The organism is Pseudomonas sp. YA1, from assembly GCF_058680555.1.
Genome location: NZ_JBZWBG010000011.1, coordinates 166865 through 180958 on the forward strand (window position 1 = coordinate 166865; position 14094 = coordinate 180958).

The window sequence follows — 14094 nt, forward strand, 5'->3', positions numbered from 1 at the left end:
CACACAATGGCTATCGAAATCAAAGCCCCAACCTTCCCGGAATCGGTCGCCGACGGCACCGTCGCCACCTGGCACAAGAAGCCGGGCGAAGCGGTCAAGCGTGACGAACTGATCGTCGACATCGAGACCGACAAGGTGGTCATCGAGGTTCTCGCCGAGGCTGACGGCGTGCTGGCCGAGATCATCAAGAACGAAGGCGACACCGTTCTGAGCAACGAGCTGCTCGGCAAGCTGAACGAAGGCGGCGCCGCCGCTCCGGCCGCTCCGGCTGCCGCTGCGCCCGCCGCCGCTCCGGCCGCTCCGGCTGCCGCTGCGCCCGCCGCCGCTCCGGCCGCTCCGGCTGCCGCTGCGCCCGCCGCCGCTCCGGCTGCCCAGGCCGCCGCTCCGGCCGCTGCTGGCGGCGACGACGCCATCCTGTCCCCGGCCGCGCGCAAGCTGGCCGAGGAGGCCGGTATCGATCCGAACAGCATCGCCGGCACCGGCAAGGGCGGTCGCGTGACCAAGGAAGACGTGGTCGCTGCGGTCGAAGCGAAGAAGAACGCCCCGGCCGCCCCGGCCAAGCCTGCCGCCCCGGCTGCCGAGGCGCCGATCTTCGCCGCCGGCGACCGTGTCGAGAAGCGCGTGCCGATGACCCGCCTGCGGGCCAAGGTCGCCGAGCGCCTGGTCGAGGCGCAGTCCGCCATGGCCATGCTGACCACCTTCAACGAGGTCAACATGAAGCCGATCATGGACCTGCGTTCGAAGTACAAGGACCTGTTCGAGAAGAAGCACAACGGCGTGCGCCTGGGCTTCATGTCCTTCTTCGTCAAGGCCGCCACCGAGGCGCTGAAGCGCTTCCCGGGGGTCAACGCTTCCATCGACGGCAACGACATCGTCTACCACGGCTACCAGGACATCGGCGTTGCCGTTTCCAGCGACCGCGGCCTGGTGGTTCCGGTACTGCGTAACGCCGAGTTCATGAGCCTGGCCGAGATCGAGGGCGGCATCGCCAACTTCGGCAAGAAGGCGAAGGAAGGCAAGCTGACCATCGAAGACATGACCGGCGGCACCTTCACCATCTCCAACGGTGGCGTGTTCGGTTCCCTGCTGTCGACCCCGATCGTCAACCCGCCGCAGACCGCCATCCTCGGCATGCACAAGATCCAGGAGCGCCCGATGGCCGTGAACGGCCAGGTGGTGATCCTGCCGATGATGTATCTGGCGCTGTCCTACGACCACCGTCTGATCGACGGCAAGGAAGCGGTGAGCTTCCTGGTGGCGATCAAGGACCTGCTGGAAGATCCGGCTCGCCTGCTGCTGGACGTCTGATTTAGCGTTTCTCTTCACGGCGGCCCCCTCGTGGGGCCGTCCGGTTTCACCCGAATAAGGATTGAGATATGAGCCAGAAATTCGACGTGGTAGTGATTGGTGCCGGCCCCGGCGGTTACGTTGCCGCCATCCGCGCTGCCCAGCTGGGCCTGAAGACCGCCTGCATCGAGAAGTACATCGGCAAGGAAGGCAAGGTGGCGCTCGGCGGTACCTGCCTGAACGTTGGCTGCATCCCGTCCAAGGCGCTGCTGGACAGCTCCTACAAGTACCATGAGGCCAAAGAGGCCTTCAAAGTCCATGGTATCGAAGCCAAGGGCGTCACCATCGACGTTCCGGCGATGGTTGCGCGCAAGGCCAACATCGTCAAGAACCTGACCGGCGGCATCGCTACCCTGTTCAAGGCCAACGGCGTGACCTCCTTCGAAGGCCACGGCAAGCTGCTGGCCAACAAGCAGGTGGAAGTGACCGGTCTGGACGGCAAGACCCAGGTCCTGGAAGCCGAGAACGTGATCATCGCTTCCGGCTCCCGCCCGGTGGAGATCCCGCCGGCCCCGCTGACCGACGACATCATCGTCGACTCCACCGGCGCCCTGGAATTCCAGGCCGTGCCGAAGAAGCTGGGTGTGATCGGCGCTGGCGTCATCGGCCTGGAGCTGGGTTCGGTATGGGCCCGCCTGGGTGCCGAGGTGACCGTGCTGGAAGCCCTGGACAAGTTCCTCCCGGCTGCCGACGAGCAGATCGCCAAGGAAGCCCTGAAGGTCCTGACCAAGCAAGGCCTGAACATTCGCCTGGGCGCCCGCGTGACCGCTTCGGAAGTGAAGAAGAAGCAGGTCACCGTGACCTTCACCGATGCCAACGGCGAGCAGAAGGAAACCTTCGACAAGCTGATCGTCGCGGTCGGCCGTCGCCCGGTGACCACCGACCTGCTGGCCGCCGACAGCGGCGTGACCCTGGACGAGCGTGGCTTCATCTACGTCGACGACTACTGCAAGACCAGCGTTCCGGGCGTCTTCGCCATCGGTGACGTGGTTCGCGGCGCGATGCTCGCGCACAAGGCCTCGGAAGAGGGCGTGATGGTCGCCGAGCGCATCGCCGGCCACAAGGCGCAGATGAACTACGACCTGATCCCGTCGGTCATCTACACCCACCCGGAAATCGCTTGGGTCGGCAAGACCGAGCAGACCCTCAAGGCCGAGGGCGTCGAAGTCAACGTCGGCACCTTCCCGTTCGCCGCCAGCGGTCGCGCGATGGCTGCCAACGACACCACCGGCCTGGTCAAGGTCATCGCCGATGCGAAGACCGACCGCGTCCTGGGCGTCCACGTGATCGGCCCGAGCGCCGCCGAGCTGGTACAGCAAGGCGCGATCGGCATGGAATTCGGCACCAGCGCCGAAGACCTGGGCATGATGGTCTTCTCCCACCCGACGCTGTCTGAGGCCCTGCACGAAGCTGCCCTGGCGGTGAATGGCCATGCCATCCACATCGCCAACCGCAAGAAGCGCTGAGTGATCCGACGCCCCGGTTCACGCCAGGGGCGTCACAGCGACGCGGGACGCGTCGTCCGTCAGGCCAGGACAGGTTCCTGGCCTTGTCGGGTCCGGGTTCTGTAGAATCCACGGTTTGCCGCCTGCGTCGGGATGACGCAGGCGGCAGACTTTCAGAAGAACCACGGCGGGTGAGCGCCGGCGACCGTTGCGAGGTGGCCGCGGGCGTATGCCGCCGGACTGTTTTTTCGCGAGCCGGGTGGTTCGCGAAGCGACGGTCACAGGTGGTGGGGTGCCACGAGCGCTCCGCCGAAATGCGCAATACCTAGACGAATAACGGTAGACAAGCATGAATCTCCACGAATATCAGGGTAAGCAGCTGTTCGCTGAATACGGCCTGCCTGTATCCAAGGGCTTTGCCGTAGACACCCCCGAAGAGGCCGCAGAAGCCTGCGACAAGATCGGCGGCAGCGAGTGGGTCGTCAAAGCTCAGGTGCACGCCGGCGGCCGCGGTAAAGCGGGCGGTGTGAAGCTGGTGAAGAGCAAAGAGGACGCCAAGGCGTTCGCCCAGCAGTGGCTGGGCAAGAACCTGGTGACCTACCAGACCGACGCCAACGGCCAGCCGGTCAGCAAGATCCTGGTGGAGTCCTGCACCGACATCGACAAGGAGCTGTACCTCGGCGCCGTCGTCGATCGTTCCAGCCGCCGCATCGTGTTCATGGCTTCCACCGAAGGTGGCGTGGACATCGAGAAGGTCGCCCACGACACTCCCGAGAAGATCCTCAAGGCCACCATCGACCCGCTGGTCGGCGCGCAGCCGTACCAGGGCCGCGAGCTGGCCTTCCAGCTGGGCCTGAAGGGCGACCAGATCAAGCAGTTCACCCATATCTTCGTCGGCCTGGCGAAGCTGTTCCAGGACTACGACCTGGCCCTGCTGGAAGTGAACCCGCTGGTGATCAAGAAAGATGGCAACCTGCACTGCCTGGATGCCAAGATCAATATCGACAGCAACGCCCTGTACCGTCAGCCGAAGCTGCGCGCCATGCACGACCCGTCCCAGGACGACGCCCGTGAAGCCCATGCGCAGAAGTGGGAGCTGAACTACGTCGCGCTGGAAGGCAACATCGGCTGCATGGTCAACGGCGCCGGCCTGGCCATGGGTACCATGGACATCGTCAACCTGCACGGCGGCAAGCCGGCCAACTTCCTCGACGTTGGCGGCGGTGCGACCAAGGAGCGCGTGACCGAAGCGTTCAAGATCATCCTGTCCGACAGCAACGTGAAGGCTGTCCTGGTGAACATCTTCGGCGGCATCGTGCGTTGCGACATGATCGCCGAAGGCATCATCGGCGCCGTCAAAGAAGTCGGCGTGAAGGTTCCGGTTGTCGTCCGCCTGGAAGGCAACAACGCTGAACTGGGTGCCAAGGTCCTGGCCGAAAGCGGCCTGAACATCATCGCGGCAACCAGCCTGACCGACGCTGCCCAGCAAGTCGTCAAGGCCGCGGAGGGTAAGTAATGAGCGTCCTGATCAACAAAGACATCAAAGTCATCTGCCAAGGCTTCACCGGTAGCCAGGGCACCTTCCACTCCGAACAGGCCATCGCCTACGGCACCAAGATGGTCGGCGGCGTGACCCCCGGCAAGGGCGGCACCACCCACCTCGGCCTGCCGGTGTTCAACACCGTCAAGGAAGCCGTGGAAGCTACCGGCGCCGAAGCCTCGGTCATCTACGTTCCGGCTCCGTTCTGCAAGGACTCGATCCTGGAAGCGGCATTCGGCGGCATCAAGCTGATCGTCTGCATCACCGAAGGCATCCCGACCCTCGACATGCTGGACGCCAAGGTCAAGTGCGACGAGCTGGGCGTACGCCTGATCGGCCCGAACTGCCCGGGCGTGATCACTCCCGGCGAGTGCAAGATCGGCATCATGCCGGGTCACATCCACCTGCCGGGCAAGGTAGGCATCGTGTCGCGTTCCGGCACCCTGACCTACGAAGCCGTGAAGCAGACCACCGACGCCGGCTTCGGCCAGTCCACCTGCGTGGGCATCGGCGGCGACCCGATCCCGGGCTCCAACTTCATCGACATCCTGAAGCTGTTCCAGGAAGATCCGCAGACCGAAGCCATCGTCATGATCGGCGAGATCGGCGGTTCCGCCGAAGAAGAAGCCGCGGCCTTCATCAAGGCCAACGTGACCAAGCCGGTGGTGTCCTACATCGCTGGCGTGACTGCCCCTCCGGGCAAGCGCATGGGCCACGCCGGCGCTATCATCTCCGGCGGCAAGGGCACCGCGGACGAGAAGTTCGCCGCCCTGCAGGACGCCGGTGTGAAGACCGTGCGTTCCCTGGCCGACATCGGCAAGGCCCTGGCCGAGCTGACCGGTTGGGAAGTGAAGAAGGCCTGATTTCCCGGGTTTTCTGAGTTCCAGGACGAAGGCCACCGCCTCACAGCGGTGGCCTTCGTCGTTCTATCGCATCCGTCAAACGAATGTTGCCGCGATGCGCTATCATTGCCAACGGTTCGTGTCCGACAAAACCCCGGGCGCGCCACGCATCATCCCGCAGGCCAGCGCGCCTGCAGCTATAGCGCCACATGGCCCTCAAAAGGGGTCGGGCGGCTTGACCGGTCCTCCTCATCCGGAAGGACGATGTTTCCTAACACCCCCAAAGGGAAACCCCGAACAACCGAGACTTCTGCCAGTGGTACATCCTCCTATGACTCATTTGAAAGGGTTCGACCTGCTCGCCCTTGGCTTCATGACGTTCGCGCTTTTTCTCGGCGCGGGTAACATCATCTTTCCTCCCAGTGCCGGCATGGCGGCGGGCGAACACGTATGGAGCGCGGCTTTCGGCTTCCTCCTTACTGGTGTCGGCCTGCCGTTGCTGACGGTGGTCGCCCTGGCCCGGGTCGGAGGCGGTATTGGCCGCCTGACCCAGCCGATCGGGCGGCGCGCGGGAGTGGCGTTCGCCATCGCCGTCTATCTTGCCATCGGCCCGCTGTTCGCCACCCCGCGTACAGCCGTGGTGTCCTTCGAGATGGGCGTCGCGCCTTTCACCGGGGACGGCGGCGCGCCGTTGCTCGTCTATACCGTCGCTTACTTCTCCGTGGTTCTGTTCCTGGTGCTGAACCCGGGTCGCCTTGTCGACCGGGTCGGAAAGGTCATCACGCCGGTGCTGCTGTCGGCCCTGCTGGTCCTTGGCGGCGCGGCGATCTTCGCGCCGGCGGGAGAGATCGGCAGCAGTTCCGGCGAGTACCAGAGCGCGCCCCTGGTGCAGGGCTTCCTGCAGGGCTACCTGACCATGGATACCCTCGGTGCCCTAGTCTTCGGTATCGTCATCGCCACCGCCATTCGCGACCGCGGCATCAGCGACAGCCGGCTGGTCACGCGCTATTCCATGATCGCCGGGATCATCGCCGCCACCGGCCTGTCCCTGGTCTACCTGGCGCTGTTCTATCTTGGCGCCACCAGCCAGGGCATCGCCGGCGACGCCCAGAATGGCGTACAGATCCTCACCGCCTATGTGCAGCAGACCTTTGGCGTTTCCGGCAGCCTGTTGCTGGCGGTGGTCATCACCCTGGCCTGCCTGACCACGGCGGTAGGGCTGATCACGGCGTGCGGCGAGTTCTTCAGCGACCTGCTGCCGGTTTCGTACAAGACGGTGGTGATCGTGTTCTCGCTGTTCAGCCTGCTGGTCGCCAACCAGGGACTGACCCAGTTGATCAGCCTTTCGGTACCGGTTCTGGTGGGACTCTATCCGCTCGCCATCGTGCTGATCGCCCTGAGCCTGTTCGACCGGCTCTGGGTGTCGGCCCCGCGGGTGTTCGTGCCGGTGATGATCGTCGCGCTGCTCTTCGGCATCGTCGACGGGCTGGGGGCGGCCAAGCTGAACGGGTGGGTGCCGGACGTCTTCGCCAAGCTCCCGCTCGCCGATCAGAGCCTTGGCTGGCTGCTGCCGGTATCCATTGCGCTGGTCCTGGCAGTCGTTTGCGATCGGCTGCTGGGCAAGCCGCGCGAAGCGGTCGCCTGAGACGTCAGGCGAACCCCAGGAAGGCCGCCTCCGGGCGGCCTTTTTCATGAGCCGACGAAAGTCGTGTCCTGGCCGCGGCGAGCGGCGTCCCAACGGCGCGAAACAACGGCGGGGCGATTCCCGGCCGGCTCAAGAGGGAGTTTTCATGACCGCCGAACTCGGCATTTTCAACGGGCACCTGCCGCAACACCTGCTGGCGGCGCTCTGGTTCCTGTTCTGCTGGGTGGGCTACACCCGCTACGCCACCTGGAAGGGCCGCGACACCGCCTGCCTGGCCAGCGTCCTGCACCTCTACCGGGAGGACTGGATGCGCCGGCTGCTGCTGCGCGACAACCGTATCGCCGACGCCAGCGTGATCGGCAACCTGGAGCGCAATGCGTCGTTCTTCGCCTCCAGCACGCTGATCATCCTCGCCGGCATCCTCACCCTGCTGGGCTCCACCGATCGCGCCGTCTCGGTACTGGCCGACCTGCCGTTCGTGGAGGAGGCCAGCCGGGGACTGTCGGAACTGAAGCTGCTGTGCCTGGCAGTGGTCTTCGTCTATGCCTTCTTCACCTTCAGTTGGTGCATGCGCCAGTACAACTTCGCGGCGATCCTGGTCGGCTCGGCACCGATGATCGGCGAGCGCAACGTCGGTGAGCTGGAGCGCAAATCCTTTGCCGAGCGTGCCGCCCGGGTCATCTCGCTGGCGGCCAACCAGTTCAACTTCGGCTTGCGCTCGTACTATTTCGGCCTGGCCATGCTCGCCTGGTTCATCAACTCCTGGTTCTTCATGCTGGTGACGGCCGGCGTGGTGCTGGTCCTGTATCGCCGCGAATTCCATTCGGACGTGCTGGAGGTGATGGTCTACACCGAGACCGCAATCGCCGAAAGCCCGCGGGAAGGCGAGGGCGAGGTGCCCAGGGGCTGAATCCCGGGCATGAAAAAGCCCGCTTGCGCGGGCTCTTTCAGGGTACGTCAACGAGAACTTATTGCTGGTTCTGTTGCGGTTGCTCCGGAGTCGGTGCCGGAGTCTGCGGGGTTGCCGGAGTGTCGCTCGACGGCGCCGGGGCGCTGGGCTCGGCAGGGGGAGTAGCCGGAGCGCTCGGCTGGGTCTCGGTAGCCGGAGCTGCCGGGGCCGCTGCCTTGTCTTCCTCTTTCTTGTCGCAAGCGGCCAGGCCAAGGCTGGCAGCGAGCAGCAGGGCAAGAGTTACGGTCTTTTTCATCGTTTAGCCTCCATGTGCGGCTTTCCTCGTTGTAGCCCTTTGAACATTTGCGCTGGCGTGAAGTTCCACACACTTCGACTATTTCGATCGTTATGTCCAAAACCCCGGCTGCCGGGGCTTTGGCGGCAGGGTATGATTCGCCCTCCAGAAAACTCCCAGCAAGGTCGCCGTCATGTCGGAAAATCCTCTCCTCGAGCGCGCCCGGCGCTTTCTCTCGGCCTTGCGTCATTGCCAGGTGCTGGGGTTGACGGTCGAGGCCGCCGACGAGAAAGGACTGACCCTGCGCCTGCCCTACAGCCAGGCGATCATCGGCAACCCGGAAAGCGGGGTCGTCCACGGCGGCGCGATCACCACCCTGATGGACACCACCTGCGGTATTTCCACGGTCTGCGTGCTGCCGGACTTCGAGATCTGCCCGACGCTCGACCTGCGCATCGACTATATGCATCCCGCCGAACCGCACAAGGATGTCTATGGCTTCGCCGAGTGCTACCGGGTCACGCCGAACGTGATCTTCACCCGCGGCTTCGCCTACCAGGACGATCCGGGCCAGCCCATCGCCCATGTCGTCGGCGCCTTCATGCGCATGGGCGGTTCGGCTCGCTCCGGGGCGGCCAGGCCGGCCGCGCAGGGAGGTGCGGCATGAGCCCGACCAGCCTCGAGCAACTGGTCCGCGACGCGCGCCGGAACAACGACTACAGCCCGCTGGTGGAGCTGATCCCGTACGCCAAGCTGCTCGGCATCGAATGCCTGCGCCTGGGCGACGACATGGTCTTCCGCCTGCCGGCGAACAAGGACAACATCGGCAACCCGACCCTGCCGGCCATCCATGGCGGAGTGATCGCCGGCTTCATGGAGCATGCGGCGATGTTGCACCTGCTGACCTTCATGAGCATTCCGCACCTGCCGAAGATCATCGATTTCTCCATCGATTACCTGCGTGCCGGGCACTTCCGCGATACCTACGCGCAATGCCAGGTATGGCGCCAGGGGCGGCGGGTGGCGAACGTCGCGATCAACGCCTGGCAGACCACCCAGGGCGAGCCCATCGCCACCGCGCGGGCGCATTTCAAGGTAGACGAGCCGTGAGCCGTACGCTGCGGAAAGTGGGCTGAGGATATCGCGATGGATGCCTTGCTGATTCTGGGCGGCCTGCTGCTGATGGTCGCCGGCTATATCTGGGTCATCGTCCTGGCCTTCGGTACCGGTCTGCTGTGGGGTTACGGCAGCCTTTTCCCGCCGGTGGCGCTGGCCTACATCGGCGTGCACTGGCGTACGGCGCGCAAGGGCGTCGGGCTGGCCGCGCTGGGTTGCATCCCGCTGGTGGTCGGCCTGGCGCTGCTGGCCAGTCACGACGCTGCGCGGCTGGAGGCGATCCTCAGCCTGCGCTGGCTGAAGCCGGAGGCCAGGCCGGCGGCGGAACTGGCCATCGCGCTCAGCGGGGAGTTCAACGGCAAGCCTTTCGCGCCGCAGAGCGGCGAGTTGATCGGCGGTGTGCTGAGCCTGCGCCAGGGGCACGATTTCTACGCCCAGCGCGAGCTGCAGATCCGCCTTCCGGCACAGCCGCTCGGGGCGCTGCGCCTGGACGTGCTGCCCGAGGACGGCGGCGCGTTGCCAGAAGTCGAGCTGAGCTGGCTGCAACCGGAGCAGGACCTGCCCGAGGCGCGTCGTCTCCTGCGTGGCTATACCTTGCACCTGGACCTGCGGCCCAAGGCGCCGAACCGCCTGGAGGGCGAGTTCCACCTGAGCCTGCCGAGCGACTACCGGACCACCCTCAGCGGCCACGTCGAGCTGTATACCGACCGGCTGCGCTATCGGCACGGCAAGGTCGACCTGGGCTACGACTCCGACGATACCCTGGCCCTGGTCTTGCGCGACTATCTGCAGCGACGCTTCGCCAGCCGCGACGTCAGCCTCGTGCGGGCGCCGTCCTGGCGCGCGGCCAGCCATGCGCGGCCGCTGCGCATCGAGGCCCTGGTGGCCGGCCAGGCTCAGGTACTGGAGCTGACGCTGGAGAAGAACGCTCGGCGGGAGTGGTCGGTGCGCGGCGACGCGTTCCCCGCTTTGCCGGCGGAGCCTGCGACCGTGGCCGCGGTGGCGCCGCCCGAGCCGCAGGCGCTGCCGGCGCCGGGCAACGCCACCCTCGACCTGGAGCTGGTCCAGGTCGAACCGCAGCGCTACAGCCAGCGCCTGGTCAAGGCCACTACGGTACGCGGGCGTATCGCCGAGGGCCGTTTCACCGGCCTCGACAGCGAGGGGCGCCTGGTGATCCGCCGGGAAATGCCCGGTGCGGGGGAGGCGAGCTACCTGTTGCGCCCGGCGGAGATCGCCCGTCTCGAACTGCTCGAACGCTAGTCGTCGCACGACGGTGCGCGGTTTTTTCGCATAAGCGCTTGAAAAGCCGGAAGAAGGCCCCACCTAGGGGACATCCGCCGTGGTACGCGGCTTATGTCATTGATGGAGCTTGGAGCGATGAGCGTGGAAACCCAAAAAGAGACACTGGGCTTTCAGACTGAAGTGAAGCAACTGCTTCACCTGATGATTCATTCTCTCTATTCGAACAAGGAAATCTTCCTCCGCGAACTGATTTCCAACGCCTCGGACGCCGCCGACAAGCTGCGTTTCGAAGCCCTGGCCAATCCCGAGCTGCTCGAGGGCGGCGCCGAGCTGAAGATCCGCGTCAGCTTCGACAAGGAAGCCAACACCGTCACCCTGGAAGACAACGGCATCGGCATGAGCCGCGAGGATGTGGTGACTCACCTGGGCACCATCGCCAAGTCCGGGACCGCCGACTTCCTGAAGAACTTGTCTGGCGACCAGAAGAAGGACTCGCACCTGATCGGCCAGTTCGGTGTCGGTTTCTACAGCGCCTTCATCGTCGCCGACAAGGTCGACGTCTACTCCCGTCGCGCCGGCCAGCCGGCCAGCGAAGGCGTGCACTGGTCGTCGAAGGGCGAGGGCGAGTTCGACGTCGCCACCATCGACAAGCCCGAGCGCGGCACCCGCATCGTCCTCCACCTGAAAAAGGGCGAGGAGGAGTTCGCCGATGGCTGGCGCCTGCGCAACGTGATCAAGAAATACTCCGATCACATTGCCCTGCCGATCGAACTGCCCAAGGAATTCCACGGCGAAGAGGCCGACAAGCCGGCCGAGCCGGAATGGGAAACGGTCAACCGCGCCAGCGCGCTGTGGACCCGTCCGCGCGCCGAGGTGAAGGACGAGGAATACCAGGAGTTCTACAAGCACGTCGCCCATGACTTCGAGAACCCGCTGAGCTGGAGCCACAACAAGGTCGAAGGCAAGCTGGAATACACCTCGCTGCTCTACGTGCCGGGCCGCGCGCCGTTCGACCTGTACCATCGCGAAGCGCCGCGAGGCCTGAAGCTGTACGTACAGCGCGTGTTCATCATGGACCAGGCCGACGAGTTCCTGCCGCTGTACCTGCGCTTCATCAAGGGTGTGGTCGACTCCAACGACCTGTCGCTGAACGTCTCCCGGGAAATCCTGCAGAAGGATCCGGTGATCGACTCGATGAAGTCGGCGTTGACCAAGCGCGTGCTGGACATGCTGGAGAAGCTGGCGAAGAACGAGCCGGAGCAGTACAAGACCTTCTGGAAGAACTTCGGCCAGGTCCTCAAGGAAGGCCCGGCGGAAGACTTCGGCAACAAGGAGAAGATCGCCGGCCTGCTGCGCTTCGCCTCCACCGGCGACGATTCGGGCGAGCAGAGCGTAGCGCTGGCCGACTACATCGGTCGGATGAAGGAAGGCCAGGACAAGATCTACTACCTCACCGGCGAGAGCTACTCGCAGGTGAAGAACAGCCCCCACCTGGAAGTCTTCCGCAAGAAGGGCATCGAGGTGCTGCTGCTCACCGATCGCATCGACGAGTGGCTGATGAGCTACCTGCCGGAGTTCGACGGCAAGCAGTTCGTCGATGTCGCCCGCGGCGACCTGGACCTGGGCAGCCTGGACTCGGAAGAGGACAAGAAGGCCCAGGAAGAAGTCGCCAAGAGCAAGGAAGGCCTGATCGAGCGCCTGAAGAAGGTGCTCGACGAGCAGGTCAGCGAAGTCCGCGTCTCCCACCGCCTGACCGACTCGCCGGCGATCCTCGCCATCGGCGAACAGGACCTTGGCCTGCAGATGCGCCAGATCCTCGAGGCCAGCGGGCAGAAAGTGCCGGACTCGAAGCCGATCTTCGAGATCAACCCGCAGCATCCGCTGATCGAGAAGCTGGATGCGGAGCCGGACGAGGACCGCTTCGGCGAGCTGTCGCATATTCTCTTCGACCAGGCCGCCCTGGCCGCGGGGGACAGCCTCAAGGATCCGGGCGCCTACGTACGCCGACTGAACAAGCTGCTGGTGGAGCTGTCCGCTTAAGCAGTAGCCCCGACAAAGCCCGCTTCGGCGGGCTTTGTCTTTTCCAACTCTCGCAGGAGCAGTACCCATGAGTGAGATTCGTGTAGAGCCGGTCGCCTACGACATCGATGGGCAGCCGTACGAAGGTCAACTGGTGTACGACGCCAGCCACGCGGGACCGCGCCCGGGCCTGCTGATGGCGCCGAACTGGATGGGCGTGAGCGCCGCCGCGCTGGACATCGCCCGGCAGGTCGCCGGCCGTGGGCACGTGGTGCTGGTGGCGGACCTCTACGGCAGGGACGTGCGTCCGCAGAACGGCGACGAGGCGGGCGCGGCGATGATGCCGCTGAAGAACGACCGGGCCCTGCTGCGCAAGCGCATGCAGGCAGCGCTGGCGGCCTTGCGCGGACAGGCGCTCGCGGCTGTCGATACGACCCGCCAGGCCGCCTTCGGTTTCTGCTTCGGCGGTTGCTGCGCGCTGGAGCTGGCTCGCGACGGCGCCGAGCTGAAGGCCTTCGTGTCCTTCCATGGCACCCTGGATACGCCGGACCCGGCGCATGCCAGGAATATCAAGGGCGCGGTACTGGTCCTCGACGGCGCCTCCGATCCGCTGGTGCCGCGCGAGCAGTTGCCGGCCTTCGCCAGGGAGATGACCGATGCCGGCGTCGACTGGCAGCTCACCAGCTACGGCGGCGCGGTGCATTCCTTCACCGATCCGAACGCCAAGGTGCCGGGCAAGATGCACTATGACGCCAGGACCTCCCGGCGTGCCTTCCAGGCGATGGACGACCTGCTGGCGGAAGTCTTCGCCTGAGACCGCCGGCTCACTCGCGCATGGCGAAGCAATGCCTGGCCTCGGGGAAGCGCCTTTCGCGCACGTCCTCGGCGAAGCGCCGGGCCGCCTCGTCGATTTCCCGGTCGAGGCGCGCGTAGCGTTCGACGAAGCGCGGTACCTGTTCGCCGCTTAGCCCGAGCAGGTCCTCGCTGACCAGTACCTGGCCGTCGCAGGCCGGCGAGGCGCCGATACCGATGCAGGGGATCGCCAGTTCTTCGCTAAGGCGACGGGCCAGCGGCTCGCCTACGCCTTCGATGACCACCGCGAAGGCGCCGCCGCGCTGCATGGCGAGGCCGTCGCGGCGTACCCGTTCGGCGCTTTCCGGGTCACGCCCCTGGGCCTTGAAGCCGCCCATGGCGTTGACCTGCTGCGGCATCAGGCCGATATGGGCGAGCACCGGTATGCCACGGCGTACCAGGAAGTCCACGGTTTCTTCCATTTCCTCACCGCCTTCCAGCTTCACCGCCTGGGCGCCGCTGTCGGCCAGCAGGCGTGCGGCGTTGCGGAACGCCTGTCGGGGCGATTCCTGGTAGCTGGCGAACGGCAAGTCGGCCACCACGCAGGCGCGCCGGCTGCCGCGCATCACCGCCAGGGTGTGGGCGACCATCATCTCCAGGCTCACTCCCAGGGTACTGGGCATGCCATAGAGCACCATGCCCAGCGAATCGCCGACCAGCAGCAGGTCGGCGTGCGGATCGAGGAGGCGGGCCATGGGCGTGCTGTAGGCGGTCAGCGCCACCAGGCTGCCGGCACCCTTGCGGCGCTGGATATCGGGAACGGACAGGCGATGTTGCGGGCGATGACTGCTCATGGCGTGGCTCCGGTTTGTCTATGGGGAGCCACACGCTACCATCGGCCACGCACCGCTCACTCGACGGA

13 protein-coding genes are annotated in these 14094 nt (G+C 65.4%); 11 read left to right on the forward strand and 2 right to left on the reverse strand.

What is annotated here, in order from left to right; translation table 11 throughout:
• The first annotated feature begins 6 nt into the window (after positions 1-6).
• The 6 genes from odhB to AC4OR5_RS17490 all read left to right on the forward strand — a co-directional run bounded on the left by odhB (position 7) and on the right by AC4OR5_RS17490 (position 7729).
• Entirely contained in the window at positions 7-1308 is a 1302-nt protein-coding gene (gene odhB / locus AC4OR5_RS17465) for a 2-oxoglutarate dehydrogenase complex dihydrolipoyllysine-residue succinyltransferase (RefSeq protein WP_116271257.1), read from the forward strand.
• Between the two features lie 68 nt (positions 1309-1376).
• A complete protein-coding gene (gene lpdA, locus AC4OR5_RS17470) occupies positions 1377-2813 on the forward strand; it encodes a dihydrolipoyl dehydrogenase (RefSeq protein WP_015503157.1) in 1437 nt (478 codons plus the stop codon).
• 328 nt (positions 2814-3141) lie between these two features.
• On the forward strand, positions 3142-4308 hold the full coding sequence (gene sucC, locus AC4OR5_RS17475; RefSeq protein ID WP_003087425.1) for an ADP-forming succinate--CoA ligase subunit beta: 1167 nt from the start codon (positions 3142-3144) through the stop codon (positions 4306-4308).
• Positions 4308-5195 (forward strand): succinate--CoA ligase subunit alpha, encoded by an 888-nt coding sequence (gene sucD, locus AC4OR5_RS17480; protein ID WP_058161189.1) that lies wholly within the window; start codon positions 4308-4310, stop codon positions 5193-5195. Before sucC ends, sucD begins: the two co-directional genes overlap by 1 nt.
• Before the next feature lie 310 nt (positions 5196-5505).
• On the forward strand, positions 5506-6819 hold the full coding sequence (gene brnQ / locus AC4OR5_RS17485) for a branched-chain amino acid transport system II carrier protein (RefSeq protein WP_023126239.1): 1314 nt from the start codon (positions 5506-5508) through the stop codon (positions 6817-6819).
• Between the two features lie 145 nt (positions 6820-6964).
• Positions 6965-7729 (forward strand): DUF599 domain-containing protein, encoded by a 765-nt coding sequence (locus AC4OR5_RS17490; protein WP_003111671.1) that lies wholly within the window; start codon positions 6965-6967, stop codon positions 7727-7729.
• A gap of 58 nt (positions 7730-7787) precedes the next feature.
• Here the strand turns inward: AC4OR5_RS17490 and AC4OR5_RS17495 are convergent, their stop codons facing one another.
• A complete protein-coding gene (locus tag AC4OR5_RS17495) occupies positions 7788-8024 on the reverse strand; it encodes a hypothetical protein (protein ID WP_003087435.1) in 237 nt (78 codons plus the stop codon).
• Positions 8025-8196: 172 nt separating this feature from the next.
• Between AC4OR5_RS17495 and AC4OR5_RS17500 the strand changes: the two genes are divergently transcribed.
• From AC4OR5_RS17500 to AC4OR5_RS17520, 5 genes are all read left to right on the forward strand, one after another.
• A complete protein-coding gene (locus tag AC4OR5_RS17500) occupies positions 8197-8670 on the forward strand; it encodes a PaaI family thioesterase (RefSeq protein WP_003087438.1) in 474 nt (157 codons plus the stop codon).
• Positions 8667-9113, forward strand: coding sequence for a PaaI family thioesterase (locus AC4OR5_RS17505; RefSeq protein WP_003087441.1), 447 nt, complete (start codon positions 8667-8669; stop codon positions 9111-9113). Before AC4OR5_RS17500 ends, AC4OR5_RS17505 begins: the two co-directional genes overlap by 4 nt.
• Before the next feature lie 36 nt (positions 9114-9149).
• Positions 9150-10379 carry an MFS transporter gene (locus tag AC4OR5_RS17510; protein WP_031693274.1) on the forward strand — a complete coding sequence of 410 codons (1230 nt, stop codon included), beginning with the start codon at positions 9150-9152 and terminating at the stop codon, positions 10377-10379.
• 117 nt (positions 10380-10496) lie between these two features.
• Positions 10497-12401 carry a molecular chaperone HtpG gene (gene htpG / locus AC4OR5_RS17515; RefSeq protein WP_003087446.1) on the forward strand — a complete coding sequence of 635 codons (1905 nt, stop codon included), beginning with the start codon at positions 10497-10499 and terminating at the stop codon, positions 12399-12401.
• 67 nt (positions 12402-12468) lie between these two features.
• Positions 12469-13194 (forward strand): dienelactone hydrolase family protein, encoded by a 726-nt coding sequence (locus AC4OR5_RS17520; RefSeq protein WP_003087448.1) that lies wholly within the window; start codon positions 12469-12471, stop codon positions 13192-13194.
• 10 nt (positions 13195-13204) lie between these two features.
• Here the strand turns inward: AC4OR5_RS17520 and panB are convergent, their stop codons facing one another.
• Positions 13205-14026, reverse strand: a complete 822-nt coding sequence (gene panB / locus AC4OR5_RS17525; protein WP_003087450.1) for a 3-methyl-2-oxobutanoate hydroxymethyltransferase — start codon at positions 14024-14026, stop codon at positions 13205-13207.
• Positions 14027-14094: the final 68 nt, after the last annotated feature.

Coding starts and splice junctions, on each gene's coding strand:
- AC4OR5_RS17510 (WP_031693274.1), top strand. CDS start 9,150: ATGGATGCCTTGCTGATTCTGGGCGGCCTGCTGCTGATGGTCGCCGGC.
- AC4OR5_RS17495 (WP_003087435.1), bottom strand. CDS start 8,024: ATGAAAAAGACCGTAACTCTTGCCCTGCTGCTCGCTGCCAGCCTTGGC.
- sucD (WP_058161189.1), top strand. CDS start 4,308: ATGAGCGTCCTGATCAACAAAGACATCAAAGTCATCTGCCAAGGCTTC.
- sucC (WP_003087425.1), top strand. CDS start 3,142: ATGAATCTCCACGAATATCAGGGTAAGCAGCTGTTCGCTGAATACGGC.
- brnQ (WP_023126239.1), top strand. CDS start 5,506: ATGACTCATTTGAAAGGGTTCGACCTGCTCGCCCTTGGCTTCATGACG.
- AC4OR5_RS17505 (WP_003087441.1), top strand. CDS start 8,667: ATGAGCCCGACCAGCCTCGAGCAACTGGTCCGCGACGCGCGCCGGAAC.
- AC4OR5_RS17490 (WP_003111671.1), top strand. CDS start 6,965: ATGACCGCCGAACTCGGCATTTTCAACGGGCACCTGCCGCAACACCTG.
- odhB (WP_116271257.1), top strand. CDS start 7: ATGGCTATCGAAATCAAAGCCCCAACCTTCCCGGAATCGGTCGCCGAC.
- panB (WP_003087450.1), bottom strand. CDS start 14,026: ATGAGCAGTCATCGCCCGCAACATCGCCTGTCCGTTCCCGATATCCAG.
- htpG (WP_003087446.1), top strand. CDS start 10,497: ATGAGCGTGGAAACCCAAAAAGAGACACTGGGCTTTCAGACTGAAGTG.
- AC4OR5_RS17520 (WP_003087448.1), top strand. CDS start 12,469: ATGAGTGAGATTCGTGTAGAGCCGGTCGCCTACGACATCGATGGGCAG.
- lpdA (WP_015503157.1), top strand. CDS start 1,377: ATGAGCCAGAAATTCGACGTGGTAGTGATTGGTGCCGGCCCCGGCGGT.
- AC4OR5_RS17500 (WP_003087438.1), top strand. CDS start 8,197: ATGTCGGAAAATCCTCTCCTCGAGCGCGCCCGGCGCTTTCTCTCGGCC.